Origin of the sequence: Streptomyces caeni, assembly GCF_042678285.1 — a bacterium.
In the GTDB taxonomy this organism is placed as follows: domain Bacteria; phylum Actinomycetota; class Actinomycetes; order Streptomycetales; family Streptomycetaceae; genus Streptomyces; species Streptomyces caeni.
The window spans coordinates 1-16,750 of the sequence record NZ_JBHUDX010000030.1 but is presented as its reverse complement, the minus strand read 5'-3'; the positions used below and the strand labels follow the sequence as shown (position 1 = coordinate 16,750).

19 protein-coding genes and 2 pseudogenes are annotated in these 16,750 nt (G+C 72.0%); 14 read left to right on the top strand and 7 right to left on the bottom strand.

Features of this window, described 5'->3' with window-relative positions; translation table 11 throughout:
* A partial coding sequence (locus ACFSL4_RS12615) for a TetR/AcrR family transcriptional regulator (protein WP_381081688.1) occupies positions 1-333 on the bottom strand: 333 nt, incomplete at its 3' end.
* A gap of 311 nt (positions 334-644) precedes the next feature.
* Between ACFSL4_RS12615 and ACFSL4_RS12610 the strand changes: the two genes are divergently transcribed.
* From ACFSL4_RS12610 to ACFSL4_RS12575, 8 genes and pseudogenes are all read left to right on the top strand, one after another.
* The gene (locus ACFSL4_RS12610; RefSeq protein WP_381081686.1) at positions 645-1,652 is read left to right on the top strand and encodes a substrate-binding domain-containing protein; all 1,008 of its coding nucleotides are present in this window, start codon (positions 645-647) and stop codon (positions 1,650-1,652) included.
* Between the two features lie 181 nt (positions 1,653-1,833).
* The gene (locus ACFSL4_RS12605) at positions 1,834-4,224 is read left to right on the top strand and encodes a sensor histidine kinase (RefSeq protein ID WP_381081684.1); all 2,391 of its coding nucleotides are present in this window, start codon (positions 1,834-1,836) and stop codon (positions 4,222-4,224) included.
* Positions 4,225-4,234: 10 nt separating this feature from the next.
* The gene (locus ACFSL4_RS12600; RefSeq protein WP_381081682.1) at positions 4,235-4,663 is read left to right on the top strand and encodes a roadblock/LC7 domain-containing protein; all 429 of its coding nucleotides are present in this window, start codon (positions 4,235-4,237) and stop codon (positions 4,661-4,663) included.
* On the top strand, positions 4,635-5,033 hold the full coding sequence (locus ACFSL4_RS12595) for a DUF742 domain-containing protein (RefSeq protein WP_381081680.1): 399 nt from the start codon (positions 4,635-4,637) through the stop codon (positions 5,031-5,033). Before ACFSL4_RS12600 ends, ACFSL4_RS12595 begins: the two co-directional genes overlap by 29 nt.
* The gene (locus tag ACFSL4_RS12590; protein WP_381081678.1) at positions 5,020-5,637 is read left to right on the top strand and encodes a GTP-binding protein; all 618 of its coding nucleotides are present in this window, start codon (positions 5,020-5,022) and stop codon (positions 5,635-5,637) included. Before ACFSL4_RS12595 ends, ACFSL4_RS12590 begins: the two co-directional genes overlap by 14 nt.
* Before the next feature lie 100 nt (positions 5,638-5,737).
* Positions 5,738-6,454 (top strand): hypothetical protein, encoded by a 717-nt coding sequence (locus ACFSL4_RS12585; RefSeq protein WP_381081676.1) that lies wholly within the window; start codon positions 5,738-5,740, stop codon positions 6,452-6,454.
* 183 nt (positions 6,455-6,637) lie between these two features.
* Positions 6,638-6,733: pseudogene (locus tag ACFSL4_RS12580) on the top strand (hypothetical protein); the annotation flags it as partial.
* 30 nt (positions 6,734-6,763) lie between these two features.
* A complete protein-coding gene (locus ACFSL4_RS12575) occupies positions 6,764-8,557 on the top strand; it encodes a xanthine dehydrogenase family protein molybdopterin-binding subunit (protein ID WP_381082143.1) in 1,794 nt (597 codons plus the stop codon).
* 11 nt (positions 8,558-8,568) lie between these two features.
* On the opposite strand, the pseudogene ACFSL4_RS12570 reads toward ACFSL4_RS12575, so the two are convergent.
* Both ACFSL4_RS12570 and ACFSL4_RS12565 read right to left on the bottom strand, forming a co-directional pair.
* A pseudogene (locus ACFSL4_RS12570) lies at positions 8,569-9,376 on the bottom strand (class I SAM-dependent methyltransferase).
* A 72-nt stretch (positions 9,377-9,448) separates the two neighbouring features.
* Complete coding sequence (locus ACFSL4_RS12565) at positions 9,449-9,892, bottom strand: ATP-binding protein (RefSeq protein WP_381081674.1); 444 nt, start codon at positions 9,890-9,892, stop codon at positions 9,449-9,451.
* 238 nt (positions 9,893-10,130) lie between these two features.
* Here ACFSL4_RS12565 and ACFSL4_RS12560 point away from each other — a divergent pair, with 238 nt between their 5' ends.
* Complete coding sequence (locus ACFSL4_RS12560) at positions 10,131-10,799, top strand: hypothetical protein (RefSeq protein WP_381081672.1); 669 nt, start codon at positions 10,131-10,133, stop codon at positions 10,797-10,799.
* Positions 10,800-10,834: 35 nt separating this feature from the next.
* On the opposite strand, the gene ACFSL4_RS12555 is transcribed toward ACFSL4_RS12560, so the two are convergent.
* A complete protein-coding gene (locus ACFSL4_RS12555) occupies positions 10,835-11,260 on the bottom strand; it encodes a hypothetical protein (RefSeq protein ID WP_381081670.1) in 426 nt (141 codons plus the stop codon).
* 141 nt (positions 11,261-11,401) lie between these two features.
* Between ACFSL4_RS12555 and ACFSL4_RS12550 the strand changes: the two genes are divergently transcribed.
* Positions 11,402-11,938, top strand: a complete 537-nt coding sequence (locus ACFSL4_RS12550; protein ID WP_381081668.1) for a GNAT family N-acetyltransferase — start codon at positions 11,402-11,404, stop codon at positions 11,936-11,938.
* Positions 11,939-11,941: 3 nt separating this feature from the next.
* Here the strand turns inward: ACFSL4_RS12550 and ACFSL4_RS12545 are convergent, their stop codons facing one another.
* Entirely contained in the window at positions 11,942-12,721 is a 780-nt protein-coding gene (locus tag ACFSL4_RS12545; RefSeq protein ID WP_381081666.1) for an HAD family hydrolase, read from the bottom strand.
* Between the two features lie 143 nt (positions 12,722-12,864).
* Positions 12,865-13,464 carry a multicopper oxidase domain-containing protein gene (locus ACFSL4_RS12540; protein ID WP_381081663.1) on the bottom strand — a complete coding sequence of 200 codons (600 nt, stop codon included), beginning with the start codon at positions 13,462-13,464 and terminating at the stop codon, positions 12,865-12,867.
* On the opposite strand from ACFSL4_RS12540, the gene ACFSL4_RS12535 reads away from it, so the two are divergent.
* Positions 13,393-13,713 (top strand): TspO/MBR family protein, encoded by a 321-nt coding sequence (locus ACFSL4_RS12535; protein WP_381081661.1) that lies wholly within the window; start codon positions 13,393-13,395, stop codon positions 13,711-13,713. The two genes, ACFSL4_RS12540 and ACFSL4_RS12535, sit on opposite strands and share 72 nt — an antisense overlap.
* Positions 13,714-13,744: 31 nt before the next feature.
* On the opposite strand, the gene ACFSL4_RS12530 is transcribed toward ACFSL4_RS12535, so the two are convergent.
* Positions 13,745-14,536 (bottom strand): DUF429 domain-containing protein, encoded by a 792-nt coding sequence (locus ACFSL4_RS12530; RefSeq protein WP_381081659.1) that lies wholly within the window; start codon positions 14,534-14,536, stop codon positions 13,745-13,747.
* A 341-nt stretch (positions 14,537-14,877) separates the two neighbouring features.
* Here ACFSL4_RS12530 and ACFSL4_RS12525 point away from each other — a divergent pair, with 341 nt between their 5' ends.
* The 3 genes from ACFSL4_RS12525 (at position 14,878) to tgmB (ending at position 16,652) form a co-directional block, all read left to right on the top strand.
* The gene (locus tag ACFSL4_RS12525) at positions 14,878-15,084 is read left to right on the top strand and encodes a hypothetical protein (protein WP_381081657.1); all 207 of its coding nucleotides are present in this window, start codon (positions 14,878-14,880) and stop codon (positions 15,082-15,084) included.
* A gap of 382 nt (positions 15,085-15,466) precedes the next feature.
* A complete protein-coding gene (gene tgmA / locus ACFSL4_RS12520; protein ID WP_381081655.1) occupies positions 15,467-15,658 on the top strand; it encodes a putative ATP-grasp-modified RiPP in 192 nt (63 codons plus the stop codon).
* A gap of 16 nt (positions 15,659-15,674) precedes the next feature.
* Positions 15,675-16,652 (top strand): ATP-grasp ribosomal peptide maturase, encoded by a 978-nt coding sequence (gene tgmB, locus ACFSL4_RS12515; protein WP_381081653.1) that lies wholly within the window; start codon positions 15,675-15,677, stop codon positions 16,650-16,652.
* Positions 16,653-16,750: the final 98 nt, after the last annotated feature.

Sequence of the window (16,750 nt, the reverse complement as noted above, 5' to 3'; positions counted from 1 at the left end):
CGTCTCCGGGTCGAGGCGGAGCTGGGCCGCGGCGTAGCGGCCGGGGTGCTCCCGGGCGTAGTCGCGGTAGACGTTCGCCAGGGCGGCCAGGGCGTCCTTGCCGGCCCGCCCGGCCAGGGCGTCGACGGCCCGGTCGGCGAGTTCCTCCAGTGCGAGCAGGACGATCCCCGTCTTGAGGTCGTGGGAGTTCTTCAGATGCGAGTAGAGGCTCGCGACCTTGACGTCGAACCGCCGGGCGAGCGCCGAGACGGTCACCTGGTCGAAGCCGACCTCGTCGGCCAGGTCCGCCCCCGCCAGGGTCAGACGTTCCCTGGTCAGTCCTGCCCGCGCCATGCCTTCCTCCCATTCGGCACAACCGATTGTGCAGTTGCCTAATAGGTTTAGGCAAATTCCATTGTGATGTATGTGGGTGCCGGCCGGACAGGGGATCCCGAGCGCAGGCGCGAACTGCCCGCTGTCGCGCAGTTCATCACAATGGGGCAGCAACAACTCACTACCAGTGGTAGCTCACTTGACTACCGGCCGTCACACACGATTGGCTCCCGCCCTACGAGAGCCGCCGAGCCGGTGCACGGCGTCGCGCTTCCGCGCTCTCGTCGTTCCTCCCGCCACTTGCTCGGCTGCACAGTGAGGTGCCGCACCACATGAACACTCCTCCCCCGCCGCACACGTGCCGCACGTCCACGCCCCGTACGACCCTGGCCGCCGCCGTGGCCGTCTGCCTGCTCCTGGCCGGCTGCTCCGGCAGCGGCGGCGCGCGGTCCGGATCCGCGAAGGCGTCCGGCGCCACCGGGCTCAAGGTCGCCCTGGTCACCCATGGGGCGAAGGGTGACGCCTTCTGGGAACTGGTGCGGAAGGGCGCCGAGGCGGCCGCGGCCAAGGACCGCGTGGAGTTGACCTACGCGAACGACTCCGACGCGGCGGCGCAGGCGGAGTTGGTGCGCGACGCGATCCGGGAGCGGGCCGACGGCATCGCGCTGACGCTGGCCAAGCCGGATGCGATGAAGGGCCCGATCGCCGATGCCAGAGCGGCCGGCATTCCGGTGGTCGGGCTCAACTCCGGGATCGACGCCTGGCGCTCGGAGGGCGTGCTGGAATACTTCGGCCAGGACGAGAGCGTCGCGGGCCGGGCCGTCGGCGACAAGCTGGACGGCCTCGGGGCCAAGCACGCCCTGTGCGTCATCCACGAGCGGGGGAACGTCGCCCTGGAGGCGCGCTGTGCCGGTGTGAAGAAGGCGTTCGACGGCCTGACCGACATGCTCTACGGCGACGGCACAGACATGAAGGCCATGACCGATGCCGTCACGACCCGGCTGCGGCAGGATCCGGGTATCGACGAAGTCGTCACGCTGGGGGCGCAGTTCGCGCTCGCCGCGATCGACTCGGTGAAGAAGGCGGGCAGCACGGCGCGCGTCGCCACCTTCGACCTGAACAAGGACCTGGTCGGGGCCGTGAAGGACGGGGACGTGCAGTTCGCGGTGGATCAACAGCCCTATCTGCAGGGATATCTGGCCGTGGACGCGCTGTGGCTCTACAGGTCCAACGGCAATGTGAGCGGTGGCGGCGTCGCTCCGGTGCTCACCGGTCCCGCCTTCGTGACCAGGGCGAACATCGGCACGGTCGCGACGTTCGCGGCCAACGGCACCCGCTGAGCGGATACCCGCTCCTTGAGTGCCGGCGGCCATTCCACGCGTTCGATTCTGCCCTTCCCTGTGCGGTAGGTCACATGTGCGGATAGCATCCTGCGCATCTCCTGTGCCGTACCGGACACGCGGTCACCCCTCGCACTCGTCCCCCAAGTCCCCGTCCCCTGTAGATCGCTCTAGGACGACGATGTCTCGACGGACACCGACAGGTCCACGGCGCCGTCTCGGCTCCATCCGGCTCTCCCTGATCCTGCTGGCCCTGGTACCCAGCGTCACCCTGGCCACCATGTGGGGTGTCACGACGACTCAGATGTTCTCGGAGGGCCTGCGGTTGCGCTGGCAGACCGAGCTGGGCAGATCGACCGGCGCCATGGGCACCGAGGCGGCACTCGCCCTGCAGAGGGAGCGCAGTCTGTCCGCGGCCTGGCTGGCGTCGCCGCACGGCTCCCGGGCCGCCCTGGACGCACAGCGGAGGAAGACCGACGCGGCGGTGGCGAAGCTGGCCGGCCAGACCGACACGATCAAGAAGGCCCCCGCCCGCATCAAGGACCGGCTGTACTCGGTCGTCGCGTCGGTGGCCAGCCTGGAGTACTACCGGGGCCAGGTGGACCACCCGACGGACATCACCGCCCAGCAGGCACTGGACCAGTACACGGCGATCATCGACGACCAGGTCCACGCCTACCGGGAACTCTCCCAGGTCGACGACGGGGACCTCACCTCCCAGGCCGGCCCGCTCGTCGCCCTGCAGCAGGCCGCGGAGCTGATCTCCGAGGAGGACGCCCGGCTGACCCTGGCGTGGCCGTCCGGACGCATGGACGAGGAGACGTGGGACCGGTTCGCGCAACTGGTCCACGTCCGCCGCTGGCTGGTCGGGGACCAGATCCTCCCCTCGGCCGAGGGCGGCGCGAAGGCGCAGACGGAGCACATCCTGCGGTCGCCGCAGTGGCAGACCCTGCAGTCCGTGGAGGACCAGGTGCTGTCGGCCCGGGCCCCGAAGGGCGGTTCGCACGGAATCGCGCTGCCGGACGCCCGCGGGCGGTGGGACGCCGCGATGGTCACGCTCTCCGCGCAGTACTCGGCTCTGATCCGGCAGCAGACGGGGGCACTGCTCGACCGCGGCGCGCAGAACGCGCACGGACTGCTGGTCAAGGCCGGCTCCCTGAGCGCGGGCGGCCTGGCCGCCCTGCTGCTGTGCGTCGGCGTGTCCTGGCGGATCACCCGGTCCCTGTCACGCCGGATGCGGGGGCTGAGGATCGCCACGCTCAGCCTGGCGCAGCAGCGGCTGCCCGACGTGGTGGCCCGGCTGAACAGGGGCGAGAAGGTCGACGTGGAGTCCGCGACGCCGCCGTTGGACTACGGCGGCGACGAACTCGGCCAGGTCGCCCAGGCGTTCAACACCGCACAGCGCACGGCCGTGCACACCGCCGTCGAACTCGCCGACACCCGGCGCGGTTTCCAGAAGGTGATCCTCGGCATCGCCCGGCAGAGCCAGAACCTGGTCAACCTCCAGCTGAGCAGGCTGGACGCGCTGGAGCGGCAACACCAGGACCCGGACGTGCTGCAGGGCCTGTACGAACTGGACTCCACGGCGAGCCAGTTGCGCCGCTACGAGGAGAACCTCGTCATCATCAGCGGCGAGCAGCCCCGTCGCAGCTGGACCGAGCCGGTCGCGCTGATCGACATCCTGCGCAGCGCCGTCGGGGAGGTCGCCGAGTACCAGAGGGTGGAGGTGCACACCGACGAGGACGTGTACCTGTCCCCGCCCGCGGTGGCCGATGTGATCCATCTGCTGGCCGAGCTCATCGACAACGCCACCGTGTACTCCCCGGCCCCGAGTCCCGTCGCCGTGGGAGCGGCGATGGTGGCCAAGGGCCTCGCCGTCGAGATCGAGGACCGCGGCCTGGGCATGACGGAGGACGACTACGCCCAGCTCAACGCCCAGTTGGCGGCGCCCCCGCAGTTCGACGTGGTGGCGCTGGCCGACGATCTGCGGCTCGGCATGTTCGTGGTCGCCCGTCTCGCCACCCGGCACGGCATCGCCGTGACCCTGCGTCCCTCACCGTACGGCGGGACCACGGCGATCGTGCTCCTGCCGCACGACATCGTCGTGCGCGAGGCCCCCGGCTCGGAGGCGGAGCCCGCGGAACCCCTGCGAGGTCCCCGCCCCGCTGCGTCCGCACGGACCGCCGGCGCCCCCTCCCCCGTCCCCGTCCCCGTCCCCGTCCCTGCCCCCGTCCCTGCCCCCGCCGTCGAGGACTCACGGACGGCGGACGGCCGGCGCGGGGGCGGGCTGCGTCCGCTGCCGCGCCGGGTGCCGCAGACCAGCCTGGTCGCCGAGTTGCGCGAGGATGCAGTGCCCATCGAGGAGGACACCCTCCTCGACGACTTCACCGCCGAACGCGCCGCCTGCTCTCTGGCCGGTTTCCAGCGCGGGACGTTCCAGGCGCGTGACGACGGCGCGCAGGACCGGCACGGCCAGGAAGGGGCTGCCGCACCGGACGACCGCGGCGCCCGGGTTCCCCCCGCCGGCACCCCCTCCCCGGAACTCTCGACCCCGCCCGCCGACCGCGCGTAAGGACACCGCCATGACACGTCCCATCCCCGCCACGCACACCCAGCTCGACCAACTGCTGACCGGACTCGTGGACCGGGTCGCCGACGTCCAGCACGCCGTGGTGCTCTCCGAGGACGGGCTGGTCGTCAGCCACTCCACGGGATTCGTGCGCGACGACGCCGAACGGCTGGCGGCGACCGCTTCCGGTCTGATGAGCCTCAGCAAGGGCGCCAGCATGGACTTCCGCGGCGGGCCGGTGCGTCAGGCGCTCATCGAGATGGCCCACAGCTATCTGATCCTCACATCGGCCGGCCCCGGCGCCCATCTCGTCGTCCTCACCGGCCCGAACGCCGATGTCGGCGTGGTGGCCTACCAGATGAACATGCTGGTGAAGAAGATCGGCGAGCACCTGAGTGCGGCACCACGCACGGATGCCGTCGCCTCCGGCAGCGGCGAGTGAGGTGAGCGGAGGCGACGGCGACGCGGAGGGCCGGCTCGTCCGCCCGTTCACCCTGACCGGTGGACGGACCCGGCCCAGCCGCGCCGACTTCACCCTCATCACGACGGTGACGGCGGTGGACCCGCCACCCGCGTGGGCCGCCCGGCCGCAGCCCGAGCACACCCGGATCCTGAAGCGCTGCGCGGAGCCGATCGCCGTGGCAGAGCTCGCGGCCCATCTCGACCTTCCGGTCAGCGTGGTCGTGATCATGCTCTGCGATCTGCTGGAGGCGGGCCGTATCACCGTCCGTCCGCCGCACCCCGCCTGCCCCACCCCCGGCCTCGACCTGGATCTGCTGCAGAAAGTGAGGGACGGCCTTGGGCGACTCTGACACCGCCGCACGGCCGACGCCGGCCCCCGATACGCTGAAGATCCTGATCGCCGGCGGCTTCGGCGTCGGCAAGACCACGATGGTCGGATCCGTCAGCGAGATCGTCCCGCTGCGCACGGAGGAACCGCTGACGGCCGCGGGCCTGGGCGTCGACGACCTCGACGGCATCGAGGAGAAGCAGGCCACCACCGTGGCCCTGGACTTCGGCCGCATCACGATCAGTCGGGACCTCGTGCTGTATCTGTTCGGCACACCCGGTCAGCAGCGGTTCTGGTTCATGTGGAACGACCTGGCCATCGGCGCACTCGGCGCCGTGGTCCTGATCGACGTGCGCCGGCCGGAGACGAGCTTCGCCGCCATCGACTTCTTCGAGCGGCGGGGCATCCCCTTCGTCGTCGGCGTCAACGGCTTCCACGGACACCACCCGTATGGGCCCGAGGAGATCCGGGACGCCCTGGCGCTGCCCGGCCACACACAGGTGCTGCTGTGCGACGCGCGGGAACACGACTCGTGCCGGGACGTCCTGATTGCCCTGGTCGACCAGTTGATCGCATCGGCCGTCCGCGTCCACGGCGACGGACCGCCTGCTCCTCGGGCACGGTGAATGCTCGTCAGAGTGGTTCGCACCCGTCATCCGTACCATCTGTCTCTGCGCGGGCCGCAGGCCCTCGTCCCCGGCAGGGGACCCAAGGAAAGGTCGACACATGTCAGAGATCACCACTCCCGGCACCGACTTGACTTCGCAGTACGCCGCCCAGGTCGCCGGCGACCTCGAGCGCAACATCAAGGAGCAGGAACGCGTCAGCGCCGAAATCGTCGCGCTGCAGGACCAATTGGCCGCCCTCCATCATGACCACGCGGTTCTGGTGACCATGCAGCAGGCGCTCGGCATCGCGCCGGCCCCTGCCGCACCGGCGCCCACGGCCTCGGCGGAGACCAAGCCCGAGGCCGAAGCGGAGGCCGAGGCGGAGACCGGCGCCGAGAGCGCGACCACGGCCGGACCCGCGGCCGGCGGCGCGAGCGTGCCCGCGCCGCGGAAGGAGTCCGCCGCCCCGTCCGGTACGAGCAGGCGGACGCGTACGAAGAAGCCCACCGCCGCACGCGGCGCCACCGGCGCGGGCAGGACCGCGGTCGCGAAGGGGGCGCGGCCCACGCTGGTCGAACTCGTCCGCCGGCACCTCGCCGAACAGGGTGAACCGCGCTCCACCGCGGAGATCACCGCCGCGCTCGGCGAGGCCCATCCCGAGCGCGGTGTCAAGCCCACGGTGGTGCGCACCACGCTCGAAGGGCTGGTGGCCAGGAACCAGGCCCAGCGCAGCAAGCAGGGCACGTCCGTCTTCTACACCGTCCCCGGAGCGCCCGAGCAGCCGACGGTCCCCGGGGCCGGAGCGCAGTCGGAGGAGTCCGAGGAGTCCCGGTAGGCGCCGCACACGAGGCCGCCGCCTCCGGGGCGCCGTCCCCCTCGGCGGCATGATCGAGATGAGCCGCTCGCCGGCGCGTGCAACCATCGACGCAGCGCAGGCCGCACACGCAGCCGGGCATCCGGTGCGCGTCGCAAGAGCTGTCACTCGCCCAGGCCGTTCTCGCCTCCCCCTCCGCTCCAGGACGACCGCATCCTGCACCACGGCCAGCACATCGCCATGGTCGTCGCCGAGACGCAGGAGCAGGCGACCGCGGCCGCGCGTCTGGTGTCGGCGCGGTACGAGACGACCGAGCCCCTGCTGGACCTGATGGACCCCCGGGCGCCCCAGATCGACGACCCATGGGAACTCGACCACAGCCGCGGGGATGCCGCCGCCGCCCTGGCGGCCGCCGAGGTCACGGTGGAGGCGACGTACACGACCGCGGACAACACCAACAACCCGCTGGGTCCGTTCGCGACGCTGGCCTCCTGGGACGGTGACCGGCTCACCGTCCATGACAGCACCCAGTGGCCGTTCGGGGTGCGCAGCGCCCTGGCGGCGGTCTTCAAGGTGCCGGAGAGCTCGGTGCGCGCGCTGGCGCCGTACGTGGGCGGGGGCTTCGGCGCCGGGCTGCGCGTGTGGCCGCATGTGATCCTCACGGCGGCCGCGGCCCGCAGGCTGGGCCGGCCGGTGAAGCTGGTGCTCACCCGGCCCCAGATGTTCACCTCGGTGGGGCATCGGCCCAAGAGCGTGCAGCGCATCGCGGTCGGAGCCACACGCGCCGGTGATCTGGTCGCCCTCGACCACCGCAGTGTCTCTCCGGTGGCGATGGAGGACGAGGACTACGAACCGATCGCGTCCGGCACCGCCTCCGCCTACCGGTGCGACAATGTCCGCACACGGGACCGGCAGGTCCGTCTGAACATCCCCAGCCCTGCCTCGATGCGGGCCCCGGCCGAGTCGCAGGGCAACTTCGCGCTGGAATCGGCCCTGGACGAGCTGTCCTACAAGCTGGGGATGGACCCGCTGGAACTGCGTCTGCGCAACTACGCCGAGCTGCACCCGGTCCATGGGCTGCCGTGGTCCGGCAAGGCACTGCGCGAGTGCTACGAGGTCGGCGCGCAGCGCTTCGGCTGGTTCGCCCGCGACCCCGTGCCCCGCTCGATGCGGGACGGGCACTGGCTGATCGGCTACGGCATGGCGGGGGTCAGCTATCCCTGGTACGCGATGGACTGCCATGCGCAGGCCACCCTCCACAGGGACGGAAGCGCTCTGGTACGCAGTGCCGCCACCGACATCGGCACGGGCACGTACACAGTGATGACGCAGCTCGCCGCGGAGTGCCTCGGCCTGCCCATGGAGCGGGTGCGTGTCGACCTCGGTGACTCGGACATGCCCGTCGCGCCGCCGGCCGGAGGGTCCGGACTCACCGTGGCGCTGGGCAACGCGGTCGTCGACGCGTGCTCCCGGCTCGTCCGGCGGTTCGTGGAGCTGGCCGCCCCGGACGGCACCTCTGCCCTGTCCGGTCTCTCCCCCGAGTCCGTCGGCGTGACCCGGGGCCGTATCCATCCGGTCGGACGGCCCGAGCACGGCGAGACGTTCACCGGCCTCCTCGACCGGCACGGCCTGGTGGAGCTGACGGCGAACGGCCACAGCACCCCCCGGCCCCAGGACGAGCTGGGCATGGCCTTGTCGGGTGCCTTCGGCGCCGGATTCGTGGAGGTGCGGGTCGACGCGGACCTGGGGCTCGTACGCGTCGCCCGCGTCGTGTCGGTGATCGACGGCGGCCGCATCCTCAACGAGAAGACCGCCAGGAGCCAGATCGTCGGCGGGACCGTCGGCGGCATCGGGATGGCCCTGTTCGAGGAAACCGTCACGGACGCTCCCAGCGGGCGGATCGCCAACGGCACATTCGGTGACTACCTGATCCCCGTGAACGCGGACGTCCCCGCCATGGACGTGGTGTTCGTGGGCGATCCCGACCGCGGCAGCCCGCTCGGCACCAAGGGGGTCGGGGAGATCGGCCTGGTCGGTGTCGCCGCCGCCGTGGCGAACGCCGTCCACCACGCCACCGGACGCCGTGTCCGGTCGCTGCCCCTCACGCTCGACGCACTGTTGTGACGTGTCGTCGGCTACTCTCCGGCGCGTGCCACGAGCAGCGGCTGGAAGAAGCCGGTGCCGTGCGGCATGCGCCACTGGCGGTCCACGAACCCCGCGTCGACGGCGAAGGCGGTCAGCCGCTCCCGGCACAGCGCCCCGTACGTGGTCCGGCGGACCCGGACGCGCCGCTCCCCGCCCGCGGGCACGAGTTGGAAGTGCTCCAGGTCGTGGTGGTCGTCGTCGTGCCAGTGCCAGAGCCCGAAGGTGACGGCCCGCTCGCCGCCCTCGGCGCGGCCGGCGGGCCGGTGAACCTGCACAGGGGCGCGGCGGGGCGGTCGCGCAGCGGCTCGTCGTAGGGGCGGGTGTGATCAGCGGCCGGCCGGCGGGCCGCGGCACGCGGCACATCTCGGTCGGAGCGCCGCGCACGTCCCGCTCCGTCAGGAGGTGGGGCAGCGCGTTGTCGGCGCAGACGACGGCGTCGAACCGGCCACCGGGAAACGGCAGGCACCGTATGTCGGCGACGGCCGTGCGCAGTGTCAGGCCCCGGCGGGCGGCCTCGCGGGCGGCGCGGGCGGCGACACGGGGGCTGAGGCCGGCCCCGGCGACGCAGTGCCCGTGCAGCGCCGGGCCGATCGCCTGGGTACCGATGCCGCAGGAGCAGCCGGGCACCGCGGCGTGGTCCCGGCCGGTCACAACGTCCAGGGCCGTACCCTGCCGGCGGAGGCTCGCGTCCCAGTCCGCGTAGACCAGGTGGTAGTCGTCGGCCGGCTCGTCGTGGAAGCGCGCCACCGAGGTTTCGGGCGTGGCCCCGGGCCAGGCATCGCGGAGGCGGACCGCCAGAGGGCCACGGAAACGGGCATCCCGCGGTGCCGACGTGGCAGCGCCGATCCGGCCTGCCGCGCCGGCACCGTCTCAGGCGGTGATGACGTCCGCCCAGTAGGTCACCCGGTCCTCCTGACGACGCTCGCCGTGGGCGAGGGTCACACGGTCGATGATGTCGAGCCCGCGTCCGTGTTCGCCGTCACCGCAGCTGACGGCCCAGTCGCCCTCCCTGGCGGCCGGTCCCCCGTCGGTGACCTCCACGTGCACCTGGGCCGTCTCGGCGTCCCGGTGAAGGTGCAGAGCGAGGGGCGGTGCGGCGTGTTCGACGGCGTTGGTGACCAGTTCCGAGACCACCAGCACCAGGGCGTCGGCCTCATCCCGGGCCAGACGCCAGGAATCCAGGAGATGTTCAGTGATCTGCCGGGCCTCTCGGGCAGCCGCTGGCTGGTGGGCCAGATCCCAGGTACCTGCCTCCCACGAGGAGGCAGGTGCCGCGGCCTGCCCGGAGCGAAGCGTTTCGATGAGGTCTTCCACAGCCCCTCCTCTCGGTGCCGCCCTCCTGAGCGCCCATCTGAGTCCAGGCGCGCTCAATAGTAATAAACGACGAGGGCCGATGTGTGATTCCCCTGAGCCGTCCTGGAGTGCTTCCCGTCGCACCGCCCTTCCCCGCAGCGGCCGTGGCGCTGGCTGCGGCGGCCACGGACACGATCGCCGTGCGGTGCGACTATGGCATATACCCGCAGGGCACGGCCGGAACACCGGCAGGTGACGAATGAACGACGGGCATCTCCCGCCTCCTGCACGACGGACGCCCCCGACACGCGCACGGGTGCGCCTGGAGGGCCACATCGCGGGCGTCGGGACGTCCTCCGGCACGCGTGTGGTGCTGGGGCACTGGGCACGATCGCCGTTCGGGCCCTTCAGCGACGTGATGCTCGAACAGGCGGACGGGCATCGGCTGCTGCTTGCGCCGTCCCGGGAGACGGCGGACTTCATCGCCGGCACATACGCCTTCGACGAGGTGCGGGTCGTCCCGGTCCTGGTGAGCGTCGAAGGACGGAACTGGTCCGTCAGGGCGGGTCCTCTGGAGCTGCGCTTCGCCACGGGCCGGCGTGATCTCGTGGGGCTGCTGCTGAGGGCCGTGCCGTCCGTGCTCGCCGTCCGTCCGGCCTGGATCGCGCTTGTGGATCTTCCGGCCCGGGCCCTTCGGGGCGTGCGGACCTGTGGCACTGCCGGCGGGGGGCGGCGCGAGTGGTACGGGGCTCGGGACCTGCGCCGGGTCACCACCGCCACGGCCGTCTACGAGGGCGGGAGCCTCGGTGCTCTCGCACCGGTCGAGCCGCCCGTGCGTTTCGGATTCGGTTCCACTCCCCGCAGGCCCTGCGTCGTCCGCATCACCACCACCGTGGAGCTGGGCACCGACGCCCTCGGCCCGGCTTGACGTCGGCCGCGCAGGCGTCCGGCAGTTCCTCGGGGTCAGGCGGTCCAGTCGATCTGCACGCTCGTGCTGTCGCCGAACTTCCACCATCCGCTCCCGGTGTGGGTCCACCTCTTCGGGATGCCGCTGTAGAGGCCGTAGTACGCGGTGCCGTTCGGAATGTAGAAGGCGTCGACGTCCTTGAGTTGCGGCACCCCGTAGACGGCGTAGGGCCTGATGTAGGCGACCGATCCGCAGTGGTCCTCGGGCTGGTACGCCTGGTCGGCTCCCCGGAAGTCCCAGCTCAGGCAGATCTTCAGAGAGCGCGTCGTGTTGTTCTGGACGGTCCCGCAAAGGACCTTGAACCGGCAGCCGCCCCTGGGGTGGGCGCCGAGCGCGGGCAGGTGGCCAGGGGCGGCGGCAAGCGCCGCAACGAGGAGGACGGCGGCACCGAGCGCGGTGCCGGCTCGGGTGCGCAGGTGCATGTCCGGCCTCTCGTCCTGTGACTGCGCCCCCGCCGGAGCGGTGCGGCTCGCCGCCCTCGTGCATCCATGCCCAGCTTGGCGCCCGCTCAGGGTCCTCGCACGCCGGCGAGAGCCTTGGCCCATCGCTGTACCGTCTTTCGTGTGACAGATCCTCGCGGCGCCGCCGGCTTCACCACCCAGGCGATCGGCACCGCGCGGCTGGACCTGCTGCCGCTCCTCGTCGGACACGCCGGCGAGATGTCCGCGGTGCTGTCCGACCCGGCCCTGTACACCTTCACCGGCGGCGGTCCGGAGCCCGTGCACACCCTGCGCTCGCGCTACCGGCGCATGACCGCGGGCTCGCCCGATCCGGCCGTCTCCTGGCTGAACTGGGTGATCAGGCTCCGAGACGAGGGCCGTCTGACGGGTACCGTGCAGGCCACGATCAGGGTCTCCGGCCACGGCCCGGTGGCCGAGGTTGCCTGGGTGGTGGGGACTCCCTGGCAGGGCAGAGGCATCGCCACCGAGGCGGCCCTGGGGCTCGTCGACTGGCTCGGCCGGCACCGGGTGCGTGCCGTCGTCGCACACATCCACCCCGACCATCTCGCCTCCACCGCCATCGCCACCGCCGCGGGGCTCACGCCCACCGGCGACCGGCACGAGGGCGAGGTCCGATGGCTGCGGATCACGGGCGGCTAACGGTCAGGACCTGGCCTCGGTTTCGGAGTCCGCCGGTCCGCCCTGTGGGGGGACCGGCGGCTGTGCCGTGCCGGACGAGGCCGCGTCGCCGGCCTCCTTCGGGTGGACGGCGGGCCCGCCGTCCACCCAGGCCAGCAGCCGTGGATCGTCCAGTGTGTCCACCCACAGATCGGCGAGGGCGAGGGCTTCCTCGCTGGGCCGCCGGCCCACTCCGATCACGCGGAGCCCCGCGTCGACGGCGGCCTTCAGACCGTTGACGGAGTCCTCCACGGCCAGGGCGCTGCCGCAGTCCACGCCAAGACGCCGCGCGGCCTCGACGTAGGCGTCCGGGCGCGGTTTGGGAAGGACTTCCGCCCCCGGCACGACGATGTGCCGGAAGTGGTGCCGTAAGCCGACCGACTGCAGACAGAACTCGACGACATCCGCGGGGCAGTTGCTGGCCACGGCCAGCGGTGTGGACCGGCCCAGTCTCGTCACCAGCATCTGCGCCCCGCGTACGGCCACGGGGTGCTGTGCGACGAGGGCGCGGAACGTCGCGAGAAGCTGCTGTGTGATCTCCTCGCTCGCGTCCGGCCGGCCGGCGAGGCGTGCCATGAGGGCACCGCACTCGGCGTAGTGCAGCCCCTTGCTGCGGGCCGCGAACTCCGGGTCGGGCAGGGCCCCGTGGTCGCGCAGCACGATGGCGCGTGCCTGCTCCCAGTGCCGTTCGGAGTCCACCAGAGTGCCGTCGCAGTCGAAGACGACGGCTTGCGGTGTCCAGTCGAAAATCCGGTGGGCTGTCATGTGGTTGCCGTTCTGATACAGGGCGGAGTCGCCGATGGGTGGCGAGGTCCGCCGGTCAGGGTGCCGGTGCGCCCGCTGTATTCCCTTCACTTTGGGAAAGCACGACGTCACAGCCCACGATGGCTGGTCCGTACATACAGTGGTCACTCACCGCAGACTGCGGTGGTCCCAGGCACATCCGGAATGGGGAACAGGATGAACGCTACGCTCTGCCCGCGAAATCTTGAGGCTTTGCCATCGCAATACGCACGTGTGGGTGACAAACCCGCCAAGGAAATACCTGCTCGGGGCCGTTCACCCTTGGCCCGCCGAAGAAAACGTCGAGCCCGTGCAGCCGTACACGAATGGTGAAGTGCGGCGGCGTACGCGGCCGCAAAGATAGGTACGCGCCGTTTTGGCCTATGCGAGCCGCACGCCGCCGTGCGCTGGGGCGAGCGGTCGCAAGCGCGGCGCGCGGCGGCGAGCCGGCAGCTTCGGCCGGTGCGCGGCAGCCGCCTGGCGGATATGCGAGCCGGCGGGAACCGCGGCTGTCCGACGATCTCCTGAACCGCCGTCATCCCCTTGTCCTCGCGGTTGAGGCTGTGGCAGCGCAGGACCGTCTTGCCGGTGCGGTCGGTGAAGCGGACCCGGATGACGGTCCGCCGGCGGGGGGCGACGTTCGCGGTGTCCTGGTGTGGACCCCGTTGTACGCGTCCGTCGCCTGGGCCGGAGGCCGCGCCCCGGCCCGGGCCCGAGGCGGGCAACGCCGCGCCGTGGCCACCGGTCTGGCGGCGGACCTGGCGCTGAACGCCGACTGGAACCGGCTGTTCCTCGGCTGCCGCAGTCCGAAGGCCGGCGTGGTCGGCACGCTGCTGCTGGACATCAGCAGTGCCGCGCTGATCCGCCGCAGCGTGCGGGCCGGCACCACGGCGGCCCTCGCTCTCGTTCCCCACGCCGCCTGGTGCGGGTTCGCGACCGCGCTCAACCTCTCCGTCGCCCGCCGCAACCCCTGAGCCGGCAGGCGACCGGCCCCCGGCCCCGACGTCAGCCGTGGAGGGCGGCGAGGTCCGTTCCGGGCAGGTGGATCCAGCCCTCCGTCCGGGCGGCGGCACGCTCGTCGTCGGTGCCCGGCCAAGCCGTGTCGCCCACCTGAACGGCGCGGGCGACCAGGGCGCAGAGCAGGGCGTCGAGATGGTCGTGGCTGTCGGCGCACCACGCGCGCACCGGCTCGGGCAGGGGCAGCCCCAGGCCGGCCTCGAGCGAGCCGATGATGCGCTCCCTGACGGTACGCGCCTCGGGGGTGGCGTTCTTGTAGCTGCGGGTGACGCGGATCCCCCACCGTCGCAGGGCGGCGGCGGGGTAGACCTCGGCGACCGGTCCTGATCCGTCCCGGGGCACGGGCATGCCGGTCGCCGCGAGAGCGTCGAGCAGATAGGCGGCCCTCAGCGCCACGACGCCCAGGAGGTCGGTGGACACCGACAGCGGGGGCCGCGTCCCGGTCGCCTTCCAGGTGAGGTCGTCGGTCAGCCGGAACCGCAGCGCGTCCAGACCGGGCCTGCCGTCCGCACGTTCCCGGAACCTGGCGGGAGGCGGCAGCCGCTCGCCGCGGTGATGGGCCATCACGGTCGCCACGAAATCAGACGGCCAGCCGAGCGGACAGTCGAGACCCGTCTTGCCGGCCGACCGGACCAGCCCCAGCAGTTCCTCGTCGCCCTCGGGCACGAGGAACCGGGCTGCCAAGAGGTCCCGGTAGCCCCACTCCACCCGGCACACAGCCGTGCGTCGCGCGCTCGCGGCGAGGTCGACGCCGACCGTCACCACCTGCCGTTGCATCATGGCGCCATCCTTCCGCAGGGCGCCGGCCACCACGCGGTGACCGCCGACGGCTCACCGGGCCCGGCCCGCCACCGCGCCCACGAGGACGGCCGGGCCGCGCACGGCCGGGTGGGTGGCTGCCGCTGCCCGCGCGGCGGACGGGCCGGCCCGAACGCGGGCAGCCCGCGCGCGTCGTCCGTCAAACGCCCGTACGCGCGAGGCGGCCGGGCTGGCGTCGGTGGTCTCGGCGGAGTGCGGACGCGGGAGATGCTGTGGTCGAGGACGTGCCCGGCAGGCCGGGTGCCGATGGGAACCGATGACGGCACCGAGGGCACGACGGGGGCGCCGAGGCGCGGCCGAGGATGTCCACGTCGCTTGTGCCGACCGTTCTCGGGCCGTCCATCGCCTTCTCCGTCACCGCGGTCGACCCACTCGTGCTGAGCCTGAACCTGCCCCTGATCAGCCGGGCCCTCGCGGTCCCGCCCCAGCTGATCGGGTTCCTGGGCGGGACCGCGACCCCCGTCGTGACTTCCGCCGCCCTCGCCGTCCTCACCGTGGGCGGCCTCTGAGACGCCCATGGACTTCCGCGGTCCCGCGTTCGCCGTCGCCGTCCAGCCGAAGTGCCCGGAGCGTTCCCCGGGGGCCGCGGGGCGGTGAAGTGGCGGCCGCCGAGGATCTGAATGGGCGACGGTGCTCCCCGCGGTGGCCGTGACCGGATCCACACCGCCGGGTCGCACGTCCCAGAGCATCGAAGGGCATGTGAACGGAAGGCGGATCGTGGATGCCGGAAGGGAAGAGCGTCCGGGCGGGCTCCGTGGTCACCGAGCGTGAGGCAACCATTCACTCGTTCGATTCGTATAACTCCGTGGAAGCAGAGCGACCCGACAGGTGGACATGATGTGGGAGCGTTACGGTCCGCTTGCGCGTGAAGGCACGGAACGAGGAGAGACGATGCGACTGTTCGCCCTCAACTATGCTCGGCCTGCCGAGGAGTTGGAGTTCAGCGCTCCGTACAGCTACGACTCCGCACTGCAGTTGAACGTGCTCCCGGACGGCCGGATCGCCGCACATGATTACGCAGTGTTGCGAGAGGCCGGGGCGACGACCTCCACGGCGGGCTCGAAGACGCACTTCGACGACTGAACGCGGACCGGCGACGATGACCGTGCTGATCCTGACAAGTGAACAGGATGTGACGGCCGACATGGTGGTGGCCGAACTGAACGACGCCGATGTGCCGGTGGTCCGGCTCGATCCCGCCGACCTCCCCGGCGGGGTGGCCCTCTCGGGCGAGTACGTGCACGGCACCTTCCGCGGACACCTGTCCGCCGGCGGCCGCCTGGTGAGCACGAGCGGACTGCGCTCGGTGTGGGTGCGCAGGCCCGGGGTTCCGGCGGCCCGGGTCGCCGAGCCGTCCGCCTGGCTGACCGAGGAGTCCTCACAGGCCCTGTACGGGATGCTGCACGGCACTCACGCGCGCTGGATGAACCGCCCCGACGCCGCCCGCCGGGCCCGTCGCAAACCGTGGCAGCTCCGCCTCGCCCAGCGCAGCGGACTGCCGGTGCCGGCCACCTTGATCACCACATTCCCGCAGGCCGCCCGGGAGTTCGCCGAGCGCTTCCCGGACCTGGTGGTCAAGCCCGTCTCCGGCACGCACCCGCAGGAACCGCCCCGGGCCATACCCACGACCCGCGTCGCTCCAGACGCCGATTTCACCGCGGTCGCGTTCGGCCCGACCCTGCTGCAGCGGCGGATCGCCAAACTCGCCGACATCCGCCTCACGGCCGTGGGTGACCGGCTCCTGGCCGCCCGCAAACCCGCCGTGCCGGACGCCGACGACGTCGACGTCCGCTTCGCCCCGCCCTCCGGCCCCTGGCAACCCGCCGACGTGCCGCCGCGCATCGCCGCGGCCGTCCGCGCCTATCTGCACCAGGCCGAACTCGCCTATGGTGCCTTCGACTTCGTGGAGGACGCCGACGGGATCTGGTGGTTCCTGGAGTGCAACCAGTCGGGGCAGTTCGGATTCGTGGAACTGGACACGGGCCAGCCGATCGCCCGCACCATCGCGCAATGGCTGGCACGTCACGGACCCGGACCGGAGTCACGCCCCGCCGGGCCCGTACGGGTGACCCCCTGACCCGGGGCGCCCCGGCCGGGGAAAGCCGCGCCACGTGTGGCGTAGCGCGTGGCGCGTGGCGCGTGGCGTGACGCGGTGCGTGGCGCGTGGCGCGCGGC

Excerpts from the sequence above, each read along its gene's own strand:
- ACFSL4_RS12555 (WP_381081670.1), bottom strand. The coding sequence starts at position 11,260 with ATGCACCTGCGCACCCGAGCCGGCACCGCGCTCGGTGCCGCCGTCCTC.
- ACFSL4_RS12610 (WP_381081686.1), top strand. The coding sequence starts at position 645 with ATGAACACTCCTCCCCCGCCGCACACGTGCCGCACGTCCACGCCCCGT.
- ACFSL4_RS12600 (WP_381081682.1), top strand. The coding sequence starts at position 4,235 with ATGACACGTCCCATCCCCGCCACGCACACCCAGCTCGACCAACTGCTG.
- ACFSL4_RS12560 (WP_381081672.1), top strand. The coding sequence starts at position 10,131 with ATGAACGACGGGCATCTCCCGCCTCCTGCACGACGGACGCCCCCGACA.
- ACFSL4_RS12545 (WP_381081666.1), bottom strand. The coding sequence starts at position 12,721 with ATGACAGCCCACCGGATTTTCGACTGGACACCGCAAGCCGTCGTCTTC.
- ACFSL4_RS12525 (WP_381081657.1), top strand. The coding sequence starts at position 14,878 with ATGTCCACGTCGCTTGTGCCGACCGTTCTCGGGCCGTCCATCGCCTTC.
- ACFSL4_RS12575 (WP_381082143.1), top strand. The coding sequence starts at position 6,764 with ATGGACCCCCGGGCGCCCCAGATCGACGACCCATGGGAACTCGACCAC.
- tgmB (WP_381081653.1), top strand. The coding sequence starts at position 15,675 with ATGACCGTGCTGATCCTGACAAGTGAACAGGATGTGACGGCCGACATG.
- ACFSL4_RS12595 (WP_381081680.1), top strand. The coding sequence starts at position 4,635 with ATGCCGTCGCCTCCGGCAGCGGCGAGTGAGGTGAGCGGAGGCGACGGC.
- ACFSL4_RS12585 (WP_381081676.1), top strand. The coding sequence starts at position 5,738 with ATGTCAGAGATCACCACTCCCGGCACCGACTTGACTTCGCAGTACGCC.
- ACFSL4_RS12605 (WP_381081684.1), top strand. The coding sequence starts at position 1,834 with ATGTCTCGACGGACACCGACAGGTCCACGGCGCCGTCTCGGCTCCATC.
- ACFSL4_RS12530 (WP_381081659.1), bottom strand. The coding sequence starts at position 14,536 with ATGATGCAACGGCAGGTGGTGACGGTCGGCGTCGACCTCGCCGCGAGC.
- tgmA (WP_381081655.1), top strand. The coding sequence starts at position 15,467 with ATGCGACTGTTCGCCCTCAACTATGCTCGGCCTGCCGAGGAGTTGGAG.